This window comes from Peribacillus sp. NJ11, from assembly GCF_030348405.1.
Classification (GTDB): Bacteria; Bacillota; Bacilli; order Bacillales; family DSM-1321; genus Peribacillus.
Window position 1 is genome coordinate 2398567 of the sequence record NZ_JAUCFO010000001.1, and the last position, 12478, is coordinate 2411044.

Below are 12478 nucleotides of genomic sequence, written 5' to 3' on the forward strand. Positions count from 1 at the left end.
GTAGGATCTATCTGGCAGAGATTTTGAACGTACAGAGTATCAAAAAATGAAAAATATAATCCATTTTGATGATGAGTTAGTTATTCATAATCTTTCTAGGTTTGGCCGTAATAAGGAAGAGATACTCAAAGAATGGAAATAAATCATGGAACTAGAATACAGCGTTAAATATGCCACAATAACGAGAATGACTATCCATAATAAAAAGAAGAAAATATTAATTTGTGTAATTGTACTACTGAGTAGTTGTGTTAATATTACTAATGTATGAAATTAGAAAGGTAGGAAATACATATGAAAAAAAGCATCATAGCTTCACTTGCACTTGCACTTGTTTTAAGTCTTTCAAGCTTCGGAGGTGCTCAAAAAGCAGAGGCAGCAGATTGGTCAACTACAGGAAGTATTTGGACTACATATTATCATTCTGGTTCATTCTCCAATTACGTTTACCAACGTACTATGACAACTACTGTGTCAGACGAAATTTGGACTGCTGTAAATGCAAAGAGCTCTGCATCTGGAACATTCAAAGCAATTCTTCAAAAAAAGACTAGTGGCGTTTGGAAGAATTACCGTACAAAATATCCTGCTAAAAATGGCTATACAAGAATGGACTGGACAGGTGTTACCAAAGGCGCTACATACCGTATTAAATTCGAAAATGCAAGTTCTTCAAAAATAACGTATACATTTAACGTAATGCAATAATATTAATTCAATAAAAGCCTACATCCTTAATCGGGATGTAGGCTTTTATCGCTCTATTCACTTACTAATTTCATTTGCAAACCTATGAAAATGAAGCTTTAATTCAACGTTTCTTGTCCTGTCATTGGGGAAGGTTGCTGCGGCAACCTTTGCACAAACATTCGCTGGTATTATATGTTAAAATTATTCGTGAGATATTTATAGATGTGTAGGATCTATATGACAATCATGAAAGGGTGTGCTCGATGGAAAACGAAGCATTTATTCAGAAGAGGTACGGTGTAATTAGTTTTATTTCATTCATCATCGGAATTATTTGCTTTTTTATTGTTTTTGTTACACCTATTGGAATTGCCAATATCGGGAGCCTGACTGGATATTATATAACATTTTTCCTTACGATTACCGGCATCGTCCTTTCTATCATAGGTATTTTGAAGAATACGGAGAAAAAAGTGATTCCTATTATCTCTTTGGTTTTTTCTTCGTCTTTCTTCATATTATGGGTTATCGTCATCACTTTGTTATTAACGGGTGAAATTGAATTTGCCCCGTAGACCAAATTGGATCTGACTAAAAAGGTGGTTTTTCAATGATAAGAGGTTTATATGAAGCACATTTACCGGTCCGTGATTTGAAACGGTCCATCGAATTCTATGAGGGACTTGGTTTACAGTTGGATCATAAGGTTGAAGACAACCTGGCTTTTCTATGGATTGAAAAGGATAAAAGTTGGTTGGGGCTTTGGGAAACGGAAAAAGTGGAGGTTGAGTATCATCCCTCTTTAAGGCATATAGCATTTCAAGTATCATTGGAAGATTTAAAGAGTTCAGTCGCATGGCTTGAAGATAGGGGCTATTCGCCAAGAGAGGCGTTCGGATTTCAACCAATTGAACCTTTCGTGATGCCTCACGGGGAAGATGCCCACGCTAAAATTCACTTTAATGATCCAGACGGCAACAGTTTGGAATTTATCAGTAAATTGGCAAATCCAAAAAAAATCACGAATCGTATGTATTTAAGTGAATGGGAACGGTTAAATGAATACAGAAGTGAAAAAAGCGAATGACAGTTGGGCGGAAGTTTTAAGAATGAATCGCTTTAATATGCTTTATGTTAAAGCAGAATGGGGGATTTATAGAATGAATGTCAAAGCGGAATTATATTGGAATGAATTTTGGCAGGGGAAAGACGAAGGAAAACCCAAGTCAGTCAGTGCGTGGCAATTCGGGGCTGATCCCGATCATTTGGCTCAATTAGTGATCGAAGGGAAAAAAACGGCTACGTGCTCTGGTTATGTTTTTTATGAAGAGGAAAATGAACCATTACCATCCGTGGGTGATTATAGCATTATATTAAGCAGTGAGGATGAGCCCTTAGCCATCATACAAACAGTGAAAGTCGAGGTATTGCCCATGAATGAAGTGAGTGAAGGGTTTGCGATTGCAGAAGGGGAAGGCGATGGAACCTATACATACTGGTGGGATGCTCATGAAAAATTTTTTAAAGAAGCACTGGACAAAATCGGCCACACCTTTAAAGAAGATATGCTGCTTGTGTGTGAGCGTTTTGTATTGATACATGTAAAGTGAATGTAGACGGTTCGATTGAAAGAGAGCAATAAGTTTTTTCGTTCAGTGATTTGCTATAATATCATTGGATTAAAAAACTTATAGAAAGATAGGTATTTGCCATGAAAAAGAAACTGACATTCATTGGATTGGGTATACTGGTTGTTTTCCTGCTATTGCTTGGTACGTATAAATTGATGAATTCGAGAACCTATCAGGTATTCGGAGGATTAACGGATAAGGTCGAGACGAATGAAAAAGTGGTCGCTTTGACTTTTGATGACGGCCCATCGGAGAATGTAAATCAGATCCTTCCGTTGTTGGATAAATACGATGCAAAAGCTACATTCTTCCTGATTGGTAACGAAATCGAAAATTATCCAGAGGAAGCTGGGAAAATAGCGGAAGCCGGACATCAGATTGGGAATCATACGTATGCCCACAAGCGAATGGTTTTTAAATCCCCTTCCTTTATAAAAACGGAAATCGAGAAAACGGATAAATTGATTCGAAACTCAGGATATAAGGGTGAAATCGACGTTCGCCCACCAAACGGGAAAAAGATCTTAGGTTTGCCTTATTACTTAAATAAAAATGATAGGGACACCATTACCTGGAATCTGGAACCGGATAGCTATTACACTTCCGCTTCTGACAAAGTGAAGTATGTGAAGGAAAATATAAAACCAGGTTCGATCATCCTGTTGCATCCGATGTATGATGATACGGGTAAAGAACTTCAAGCGATTGAAGAAATTTTACGAGAGTTAACGAACGAAGGGTACACGTTTGTAACGGTCAATGAACTTCAAGAGTTATAGGGTTTAATTTTACAATATTCTCGAAAAAATGGGTTGCTGCGGCAACCTTTTTTTATTATTCCGCTATGTGAAGGATTAATAATTCCCGATATACAGAATAGTACAAAATGGGGGAGGCATATTGTTTCATAACGGTATGTTGATGTAAGAGGCAGGATTTCCTGTGAATTTTCCTTCATGTAAATAAAGCTATTAAAATGGGGCTGGTTACGTTGTATCGGAATAAAAATACCGCTCTGATCATCATTTTGTGTTTCCTGTTATTCCTATTTCTTGTCGTGCTCGTTTTTCGCCACATCACGGTATACTTCGTGTATAGCTCGGGCATCGGACCTATATTATTTATCGGGATAATGATTTTCGCTATCGTTATGCTTTTTTTAAAAGGATTTAAATAATCAAGATTGTTTCTATGAGGCTGCTGTGCAGCCTTTTTTATGTTATGTGGAAAAAGTTCTTCATACCAAGTTGGTTTATCATTAATTTATAGAGTCACAAAAAAATATAAAAATCAATAAAAAATTAACACTCCAGTATTAGTAAAATATGGTAAGATTTAAAATGGAATTATTTTCTTTTAAATTATAATCAGGGGTGATTTGTTCGTGGAGTTTTTTACTAAGTGGTCGTTTAACAACAAGGCTGCCGTTTCTTTGGTAACCATTTTTATTTTGTTGATAGGTGTGGTCAGTTATTTTAAATTGCCAATGGAATTTTTACCATCTGCTGATAATCCACAAGTTACGATTATCACAATGGGGCAGGGCACTGATTCGAAAACGATGGAAACACAAGTTACAGATCCGATTGAAAGAGCAGTAACGGGAGTTAAAGGAAAGAGTTCAATATACTCCACCACTGGAGATGGATTTTCAAAGGTAGATCTATTTTTTGAAGCCGGATCGGATATGAAACAAGCGAAACTGGATGTTCAAGAGGCTTTAGGTAATGTAGCATTGCCACAAAGCATGGCAAAGCCTACTGTTACACAGCTAAATACATCAATGATTCCCATTTCATTTATAGCTGTTACTTTCAAAGAGGGATTAACAGCTGAAAACATAGACTTTACCAAGAAGGAATTAGAGCCTCTATATAAAGATATTAAAGGAGTTTCGGATGTACAGACATTTGGAGTTTCCCAATCTGTACTTTCAGTCAAAGTGGACAATAAAGAATTGGCTAAAAAGAAAGTCTCCATTCAAGATATCATGGGCGTCCTTAACGGTCAGAATACAGCTCTGGCCGTAGGCGAAAAAGTGATTGATGGGAAGGCAAGTAACATTAAGGTTATTGGGGATTTAACAAGTATTGAAAAATTAAAAGCGTTAAAAGTCACTCCAAATGTAACTCTTGGAGAGATAGCAAAAGTTGAAGAAGCGAAGGATGGTAAACTCATCAGTCGTTTTAACGGAAAGGAAAGCATTGATTTAAGCATTATCAAGGACAGCCAATCAAATGCTGTCACAATCAGTAAAGAGGTTGAAAAAGTATCAAAAGAAATTAATGAAAAGTATGGTGACCAGAAATCGACCATCTATTTATCTACAGCAGATATGGTGGAGACTTCCGTTCAGACGATGGTTAAAGAAGTGCTGCTTGGTGCGCTATTCGCCACCATTGTGATCATGGTCTTTTTACGAAATGTACGTTCTACATTCATTACAATCGTATCCATACCGTTATCTCTTGGCTTTACGTTATTTTTGCTGTCATTGTCGGGAGTGACGCTGAATATTTTGACGCTAGGCGGTGTCGCTGTAGCGATCGGGCGATTGGTGGACGATAGTATTGTTGTTATTGAAAATATTTTCCGGAAAATGCAGCAAGAGAAGATTTCAATCGAATTGGTGATGGATGCAGTAAAAGAGGTGGGAGTGGCGATAACAGCTTCAACCCTTACTACTGTAGCCGTTTTCTTGCCGGTAGCTTTATTGAACGGAGGGCTCCAAGAGTTTCTTCTGCCTTTCGCTTTAACGGTCACTTATTCTTTGCTGGCTTCCTTAATTGTCGCATTGACGGTTGTTCCGTTAATGAGTGCGGGATTGCTGAAAAGAGCGAAGCTTCCAAAACATCGACCAGCCAAGCGTTTCACCAAGCTGGTTACATGGTCATTAAACCATAAATGGGTTGTCTTGATTGTTGCTTTGCTATTGTTTGTCGGTTCTGTTGGTACATATTTTGCCATGCCAAAAGGGGCGATTGATAATTCGTCAGCAGACTATGTCTCCGTGACATTAACTTATCCAAATGATCAGCCATTTGATGAAGTAAAAGAAAAAGCGATTGAACTCGAAGCAACGATGCAAGAAATGAGTGATGTAGATAATGTGTTCATGCAATTAGGAAACTCTGCAGAGGCGGCACAATATGGCGCGGTCACATCACCTACAGAAGCGACTTTCGGCCTCCTGGTGAAGGATAAAGCAAATATTGATGCAATCCTGAAAAAAATTGAAAAGGAACAAGAAAACTATCCTGATGCGAAGCTTACGTCCACCGCTTCTTCATTCATGATGGGGGCATCAAAGACGAACATTACGATAGATGTGATCGGCAGTAATGTTGAAGATTTGGAACTGACTGCCAATAAGGTCAAAGAAAAAATTCAGGATATTAAAGGAATTGAAGATGTTACAACGAACCAGGACGAAAAGAAAACCATTTATTCATTCAAGGTAGATCCAGCTAAAGGCAATACAGAACAAATAGGTCAACAATTAGGGATCATGCTTAATAAAACCCCTATCGGCAATATAACGTTGGAGGATAAGCAGACACCTGTCGTCCTTGAACCAATCTTAGATCCCAAAAAACCAGAGGATTTAAAAAATATTCCCATAATGACAGATGGCGGTCTAGCTCCGGTGTCAAAGGTTGCCTCTTTAAAGAGCGAAGAGAGTGCAACAACGCAGTTCCATAAAGATGGGGAAACGTATCTTCAATTAACGGCAACGGTCGATCCGACTAAACTTTCCGATATTGCAAGCAAAATAAATCTTGAGATATTTGGAGATAAGGAGAACAAAGGCGGCCTTGATATTCCGAAAGATGTAGAAATTTTAGTTGGAGGAGCCAGTGCTCAGCAAACAGATGATTTTACTGATTTGTTCCTTACGATGTTAATATCCATAGGCATTGTCTTTCTAATCATGGTTATAACTTTCAAATCGATTAAAGCACCTGTCGCCATTCTATTTTCCTTGCCATTCGCTGCGATTGGAGCGGTATTAGGATTGGTTATCAGTCGAATTCCAGTGGATATTACAGCACTGTTGGGTGCGCTCATGTTGATAGGAATTGTGGTGACAAACGCAATTGTGCTTCTGGATCGAGTCAAACAAAACGAAGAAAAAATGATTATCCGTGATGCGATCATTGAAGCGACAGCTACAAGATTCCGTCCGATCATAATGACGGCTGTAGCAACCATTTGTGCCATGCTGCCGCTTTTATATAAAAAGGCGGAAACAGGAAGCCTGGTTTCACAAAGTTTAGCGATCGTGGTCATTGGCGGGCTAGCTGTTTCAACACTGCTCACACTTATCGTCATTCCATGTATATATGAATTGCTGTACTATAAAAAATCGAAAAAACAGAGGAAGAAAAAGAGAGAACCCGTTAACGAACAAATCGAGATGTAACGGAGAATAACTGAAAAGTTTGTAGAGAAAGCGACGCTTCCTTTACAAACTTTTTTTCTTACTTCCCGAACTGAAGGTTTTAAAGATTTTTTTATATAATGCTTGACTTATCTTCAACCTGTAACTAAAATGATTACAGCAGAGGTGAAAGACAATAAAGTAAAATCGCAAGAAGCAATCGGCTACGAGTTACTTAATCCAATGCATTCTATATCGTAGAGAATGCATATTTTTTTACTCGTTGTTGTAACTGATTTGGTTACAAGTGAGAGCTAATGATGAAAAGTGAGGGAATATAATATGACAGTGAAAATTAAAGCGTATTCTGATTTTATATGTCCATTTTGTTTTTTGGGCAAAGGTCCTTTAGACGAAATCGTGAAGGAAAAAGATGTGGAAGTGGAATGGATGCCATTTGAACTTCGTCCTAGTCCATATTCCAAAATTGATCCATGGAAGGAACCGGATAAGTTGAATTCATGGGATTCTTACATTCTTCCTGTTGCGAAAAAGCTGGGAGTTGATATGCGTTTACCCCGTGTTTCTCCGCATCCATATACACATTTGGCGTTCGAAGGGTGCCATTTTGCAAAGGAGCACGGAAAAGGGAACGAGTTCCACAACAGAGTATTTACAGCGTTTTTTCAAGAGGAACAAAATATTGAAGATATTGAAGTATTGACAAAATTAGCGGGTGAAGTTGAACTTCCTGTAGATGCTTTTAGAGAAGCATTAGTGTCACGGAAGTATCGGGAAGTGCACCAAGAAGCACTCAAACATGCTTATGAAGAAGCGGATATCAGGGCTGTCCCGACGTTTATTATTGGTGATGAAGTCATCCAAGGACTTGCTAGCAAAGAAAGGTTAGCGCAAGTCATTGAGAAGGAAGAAACCAAGAATAAACTGAATGAATTTGATGGCCTGCAATGCGACGTTAAGGGGAATTGCTAAAAGCTTTTTGAGATATTAAATAAAATTAAATGAAACATAATTTGGAGGAATCAAAATGTCAGCAACTACAACAAATGTAAAAGAAGCAATCATCAATCGTCGTTCCATCCGTATGGTGAAAAAGAACGAAAGTATTACGAAAGAAAGAATTAATGAAGTGTTAAAAACCGCTTTACATGCACCAACTTCATTTAATATGCAAAGTGGACGAGTAGTGGTAGTGATGGATGACGAGCATGAAAAGTTCTGGGATATTGTAAAAGAAACACTACGTTCCCGCGTTCCGGAAGAGAGCTTTGCGGCAACTGTAGAACGATTACAAGGATTTCGTGATGGAGTGGGGACCATTCTATTCTTTGAAAATAAAGAAACGATAGAACAAATGCAAGAAAAAGCACCCTCCTATAAAGAACAGTTTCCATATTGGTCCCATCAAGGAAGTGCTATGCTGCAGTATGCAATATGGGTGACTTTATCAGCGGAAGGCATAGGGGCATCTTTACAACATTATAATCCAATAATTGATGAAGCAGTGATGAAGACTTGGGATCTTCCAGGGAAATGGTCGTTGATAGCTCAAATGCCATTTGGAGAGCCGAATGAACAACCAGGCGACAAAACGTTCCTACCTTTCGAAAATATTGTGAAATTTTATTAATTCAAAGATTAAAGAATAAAGATTTAGGATAATAGATTAACCAAGAGCCCGTTTACTCTTAATGAGTAAAACGGGCTCTTTTTTTGAAGAATGAGTTTGAACGTTCCGGCCACAACGGTGCGTCAATCGGTGTTTTATTACAGATACAGGACAGGGAAAGTGAAGCGAAAATATCCGTTCCTGATTCATCCTTCATATAATTAGCGGAGGTAAATAATTGACATTGAGAATCATTTTCATCTATAGTGAGATGTGTAATGAAATTAATTCTCAATTAGGAAGGTGATATAGATGAAGGTATTCATTGGTTATGTCAGTTTATCCGGTAATACCGAGAGAATGGCTATGAACATAAAGAATAGAATGAAGGCTGTCGGCTGTGAAGTATATATGGAAAGATTGGATACTGTTGAAGTTGATGCCTTAAAGGATTTTGATTTGGCCTTTATTGGTTTATATACATGGAATCTTGAAGATTTACCGTATGAAGCAAACGAATTTTATGAAGAAATTGACCAAGTGGACTTTGCTGGAGTGAAAGTCGCATTCTTTGGTGCCGGCGACTTGACCCATTCGAAACCGTGCGCCGCGATAGATATTCTTTCAGATAAAATGAAGGAATTGGGATTTGATGTACATGATCGAGTATTGAAAATTCACCAGGAAAGCACTAGATACGAACAATTAAGGAAATGTGAAGACTTTGCAGAGCATGCCCTTATATGGGGAAGCAAGAGGAAGAAGTGGAGATTCTTCATGTGGGATCGGATGCTAGGCAACCCAAAATACCAAAAATCAGCATTTTTGTTAAGGAGGGCCCTTGATGATTACCCAATTAAGTGCAAAGGGAGAAGCAAAAAAAGAGGAACTTATCCAAGAACTTCTGAAATTCGGGATTTTTAAAAAATATAATAAACAACTATACGAGCTTCCGTTAGTTGTCCTGCAAAAGGAATTCAATCACTTGAGAGGTGAATTAAAAAATGTCTAGGAGAAAGAAATCTTATACTGAACTGCTAAAAGAAAACCGCGAACTTCTGTTGCATGACAAAATAGAAGTGGAACGCATCTATACAAAAATCGATCAAAAAGCTATCAATGAAAAAAAGGAAAGTAAGCAAGTGCAATCATGACTGGTTAAAATTTGAACGTTGCCTCCAGGTATTGAAGAAATTTGCGACACTCCTGCCGAAAAACTGGCTAGCTGAGACCCCACAGACGCTTGCTTTGATGAGGCTTGGCAGACAGTCGACGGAAAGGGAGCGGATTTCTGAAACCAACTGGAACGTTTTTTAAATTGCAGGGAAACTCGCTTTTTTTCGGGTTTGTCTGCAGTCTGAACCGAAATCCATTTTTGATTTCGGTTTTTTCTTTTGGGTCAGTTATTAAATGCTGTTGATTGAAGAAGAAGGTATTTTCTGGTTGGTTGCCGAATAAAAATCCTTTAGGTAAAACTTAGGGGGAGTGCAACTTGAAAAATGTAATAGATGGAATCAATAATTGGATAGGTTTTATACCAGAAGAGTTCAACCGGATGACAGAAAAAGAATTAAATCATCGACCAATGCCACACAAATGGTCCAAAAAAGAGATTTTAGGACATCTATGCGATTCTGCATTGAACAATATGAATAGGTTTATCAAGATTCAGTACGAAGAACAGCCATATGTTATACAATCATATAATCAAGACCAATGGGTATTAGTCCAGAATTATCAAGAGCGACCAATGGATGAGATAGTTAACCTTTTTTGTACTTTAAATAAGCAAATCTTACATATAATAACGAATACACCAAATGATAGATTATCTAATCTTTGTGATATCGGCAATAATCAACAAAAATCATTAGAGTGGCTAATAAATGATTATCTAGAACATATGGAACATCATATTAACAATCAAATTCTAATTAAAAAATAGTGATCTATATAGATCACTATTTTTTTAATTTATCGTTTTTCAGAGCCTTTCTTTTTGTTTTCTTCTCGATTTTTCACTTTTCGTAACAGCTTGTCATGAAGTTTGGACAAGGTGAACAATACAATGATAGAGCTGATTAAGGTTAACGACATATCCCATTGTGCGTCCCAAATATCACCCTGTGTTCCTAAAAATTCCTTTGAAGCCTTTCCGCCTTTTGAAATGATGGCAGCTATCCATTCGATGATTTCATATAAGGCTCCAATGGCAAGCGCAAAACTTAATGTGACAGCAAATAACCAGGGTCCTTTTGTTAGAGGGGTTTTACGTATTACTATTTCTCTAATCACAATCGCAAATAAACCTTTTAGGAAATGTCCAAACCGATCATAGTGGTTCCGGTTTAGATCGTAATGATCTTTTATCCAATTAAATAGAGGAACTTTTGTGTACGTATAATGGGCACCGATGAACATGGTAATTGAAAGAACGGCAATAACGAAATAGGATAATGTAGTAAGGCGGAATTTATTATATGTAGCCATTACATAAATCAGTAACACAACGGCAGGAAGTACTTCCATTGTCCATATCAAGTATCCTTCAGGCTTAATAACTGACCAAATAAAAACTGCAGTTACTAGCAATAGAAATAATAAATGAATCAGTGTACTTTTATCTCTTCCCAATTTTTTCACTCCATAAATTTATGATATGTACAATAGTAAAAGATTGAAATTTTCTACATAGTACTTGATGGATTGGTTTATTCGTTTATAAATAGAAAGAATCAAACAGTTGTATGGATAAAATGCTTAATACTTTCATTTAAATCATTAGCCGCTTTTGTAGGGATCTGATGCTTTACATGATCAATAAATTTTAATTCCGTACATGGCAATTTTTCATGCAATAAATTAGCATAATGATAAAGTGGTTTATCTTTTTTACCATAGATCAGTAAAATTGGCAGGGTGATTTTCTCTAGCTGATGGGTACAGTTATAATGCAAACTATAATAGTAATACTGCTCGATATTTCTGGCATCTCCTTTTAGGGCTTCATTAAACATTTTGTTGAACAAATTTTCCGTATTTGAATTACTCCATGAAATGGATAGCGCAAGAATTGGAACTGCGTCTTTATTTGCAAGTGATATTCCTAAAGAGATCTTTTGCTTAAAATATTTATCCCTCACTTCAGACATTCCACCTATTACAATGCCTCCTAGAGCCCTATCGGCACAACTCAGCAAAAATTCCAATACGATAGAGCCGCCGGTTGAATATCCGCATATGATTGCTTTTTTAATTTTCAAATGATCCAACAGTTGTTTGATATCTTCTATAATCAGGGGATAAGTTACTGGCAGTTTTGAATACTGACTTCTTCCGTGACCCCTAATATCAAAAGTTATAACTTTGAATTCTTGGGATAATTCCTCCATTTGGTATTGGAAATTCACACTAGTCAGTACTGGAGGATGAATAAAAACAATAGGAACCCCTTTTCCCTTAACAGAATAATACAAGCTAATACCGTCCACATCTAACATTGGCATGAATATTCACCTCAATAATCTTAAATCATTTTTCAATCATTGAATGGCTATACTATTTAATAAACAACTTTTTGATAAGCGTTTGGATTTTAGCATAAAAATAAATTTCCATTCGAAGGGTACTTGCATAATATCCCTCCTAAAAGAATTTTCCCTTAAAAACATATTTTTATTACGAATTGTTTCGGTAACAAACATCTAGAATTTTTTGGGTTCTTTTGAACAAGATATAAGAGTTCAGGTAATGAACAAAAATATATAAAATAAGGTGATGAAAATGAAGGCAAACATGGATAAAATTTTACCAGTTGTCGCTTCGGTCGGGGTAGGTATTGCCACTTATCAAATGTTGAGTGGAAATGGCGGGAAAATGAAAAATATGGTACCGCTTGCCACTAACTTGATGGGAATGGGAACTGGGATGCAAGGGCAGAATCAACAACAGTCAGATTATCAGTAAAAAAATAATCCCCTTAAGGGGATTATTTTTTTATTCAAGAAACGAGGTCTCCATCAAATAAGCTTTGGAAATGCACCCGTAGATACTATTTACCATTTTTTATAATTTAAGTAATAAAACACCAAATAAATAAATCCATACGTTATAATGAATGGGCTCCAAGGAAAGTAAGTCAGAAAC

Annotated in this window: 15 protein-coding genes; 13 read left to right on the forward strand and 2 right to left on the reverse strand. The window is 37.0% G+C overall.

From position 1 onward, the window contains the following. Positions 1 to 294 precede the first annotated feature (294 nt). From QUF86_RS11815 to QUF86_RS11870, 12 genes are all read left to right on the forward strand, one after another. On the forward strand, positions 295 to 708 hold the full coding sequence (locus QUF86_RS11815; protein WP_289334451.1) for a hypothetical protein: 414 nt from the start codon (positions 295 to 297) through the stop codon (positions 706 to 708). A gap of 245 nt (positions 709 to 953) precedes the next feature. Next, positions 954 to 1265: a hypothetical protein gene (locus QUF86_RS11820; protein WP_289315146.1), complete on the forward strand. Its 312-nt coding sequence runs from the start codon at positions 954 to 956 to the stop codon at positions 1263 to 1265. Between the two features lie 35 nt (positions 1266 to 1300). After that, entirely contained in the window at positions 1301 to 1777 is a 477-nt protein-coding gene (locus QUF86_RS11825; RefSeq protein WP_289315147.1) for a VOC family protein, read from the forward strand. Positions 1778 to 1850: 73 nt separating this feature from the next. Beyond that, complete coding sequence (locus tag QUF86_RS11830) at positions 1851 to 2300, forward strand: ASCH domain-containing protein (RefSeq protein WP_289336217.1); 450 nt, start codon at positions 1851 to 1853, stop codon at positions 2298 to 2300. Between the two features lie 101 nt (positions 2301 to 2401). Continuing rightward, positions 2402 to 3100 (forward strand): polysaccharide deacetylase family protein, encoded by a 699-nt coding sequence (locus QUF86_RS11835; protein WP_289334452.1) that lies wholly within the window; start codon positions 2402 to 2404, stop codon positions 3098 to 3100. Positions 3101 to 3705: 605 nt separating this feature from the next. Further along, complete coding sequence (locus tag QUF86_RS11840; RefSeq protein WP_289334453.1) at positions 3706 to 6744, forward strand: efflux RND transporter permease subunit; 3039 nt, start codon at positions 3706 to 3708, stop codon at positions 6742 to 6744. A gap of 300 nt (positions 6745 to 7044) precedes the next feature. Next, on the forward strand, positions 7045 to 7695 hold the full coding sequence (locus QUF86_RS11845) for a DsbA family oxidoreductase (protein WP_289315150.1): 651 nt from the start codon (positions 7045 to 7047) through the stop codon (positions 7693 to 7695). A gap of 55 nt (positions 7696 to 7750) precedes the next feature. Further along, entirely contained in the window at positions 7751 to 8353 is a 603-nt protein-coding gene (locus tag QUF86_RS11850) for a nitroreductase family protein (RefSeq protein ID WP_289334454.1), read from the forward strand. Between the two features lie 291 nt (positions 8354 to 8644). Further along, complete coding sequence (locus QUF86_RS11855; protein ID WP_289334455.1) at positions 8645 to 9256, forward strand: flavodoxin domain-containing protein; 612 nt, start codon at positions 8645 to 8647, stop codon at positions 9254 to 9256. Next, positions 9177 to 9344 carry a Fur-regulated basic protein FbpA gene (locus QUF86_RS11860; RefSeq protein WP_081112861.1) on the forward strand — a complete coding sequence of 56 codons (168 nt, stop codon included), beginning with the start codon at positions 9177 to 9179 and terminating at the stop codon, positions 9342 to 9344. Before QUF86_RS11855 ends, QUF86_RS11860 begins: the two co-directional genes overlap by 80 nt. Then, positions 9337 to 9486, forward strand: coding sequence for an FbpB family small basic protein (locus QUF86_RS11865; RefSeq protein WP_148357550.1), 150 nt, complete (start codon positions 9337 to 9339; stop codon positions 9484 to 9486). The genes QUF86_RS11860 and QUF86_RS11865 overlap by 8 nt, the downstream gene beginning before the upstream one ends. Positions 9487 to 9824: 338 nt before the next feature. After that, complete coding sequence (locus tag QUF86_RS11870) at positions 9825 to 10277, forward strand: DinB family protein (RefSeq protein WP_289334456.1); 453 nt, start codon at positions 9825 to 9827, stop codon at positions 10275 to 10277. Between the two features lie 29 nt (positions 10278 to 10306). Here QUF86_RS11870 and QUF86_RS11875 read toward each other — a convergent pair whose 3' ends face one another. Further along, on the reverse strand, positions 10307 to 10966 hold the full coding sequence (locus QUF86_RS11875; RefSeq protein WP_289315156.1) for a DUF2238 domain-containing protein: 660 nt from the start codon (positions 10964 to 10966) through the stop codon (positions 10307 to 10309). Between the two features lie 101 nt (positions 10967 to 11067). Beyond that, positions 11068 to 11838, reverse strand: a complete 771-nt coding sequence (locus QUF86_RS11880; RefSeq protein WP_289315157.1) for an alpha/beta fold hydrolase — start codon at positions 11836 to 11838, stop codon at positions 11068 to 11070. 277 nt (positions 11839 to 12115) lie between these two features. On the opposite strand from QUF86_RS11880, the gene QUF86_RS11885 reads away from it, so the two are divergent. After that, on the forward strand, positions 12116 to 12298 hold the full coding sequence (locus QUF86_RS11885) for a hypothetical protein (protein ID WP_289334457.1): 183 nt from the start codon (positions 12116 to 12118) through the stop codon (positions 12296 to 12298). Positions 12299 to 12478 lie beyond the last annotated feature (180 nt).

Coding starts and splice junctions, on each gene's coding strand:
- QUF86_RS11835 (WP_289334452.1), top strand. CDS start 2,402: ATGAAAAAGAAACTGACATTCATTGGATTGGGTATACTGGTTGTTTTC.
- QUF86_RS11860 (WP_081112861.1), top strand. CDS start 9,177: ATGATTACCCAATTAAGTGCAAAGGGAGAAGCAAAAAAAGAGGAACTT.
- QUF86_RS11855 (WP_289334455.1), top strand. CDS start 8,645: ATGAAGGTATTCATTGGTTATGTCAGTTTATCCGGTAATACCGAGAGA.
- QUF86_RS11865 (WP_148357550.1), top strand. CDS start 9,337: ATGTCTAGGAGAAAGAAATCTTATACTGAACTGCTAAAAGAAAACCGC.
- QUF86_RS11885 (WP_289334457.1), top strand. CDS start 12,116: ATGAAGGCAAACATGGATAAAATTTTACCAGTTGTCGCTTCGGTCGGG.
- QUF86_RS11820 (WP_289315146.1), top strand. CDS start 954: ATGGAAAACGAAGCATTTATTCAGAAGAGGTACGGTGTAATTAGTTTT.
- QUF86_RS11830 (WP_289336217.1), top strand. CDS start 1,851: ATGAATGTCAAAGCGGAATTATATTGGAATGAATTTTGGCAGGGGAAA.
- QUF86_RS11825 (WP_289315147.1), top strand. CDS start 1,301: ATGATAAGAGGTTTATATGAAGCACATTTACCGGTCCGTGATTTGAAA.
- QUF86_RS11880 (WP_289315157.1), bottom strand. CDS start 11,838: ATGCCAATGTTAGATGTGGACGGTATTAGCTTGTATTATTCTGTTAAG.
- QUF86_RS11850 (WP_289334454.1), top strand. CDS start 7,751: ATGTCAGCAACTACAACAAATGTAAAAGAAGCAATCATCAATCGTCGT.
- QUF86_RS11845 (WP_289315150.1), top strand. CDS start 7,045: ATGACAGTGAAAATTAAAGCGTATTCTGATTTTATATGTCCATTTTGT.
- QUF86_RS11815 (WP_289334451.1), top strand. CDS start 295: ATGAAAAAAAGCATCATAGCTTCACTTGCACTTGCACTTGTTTTAAGT.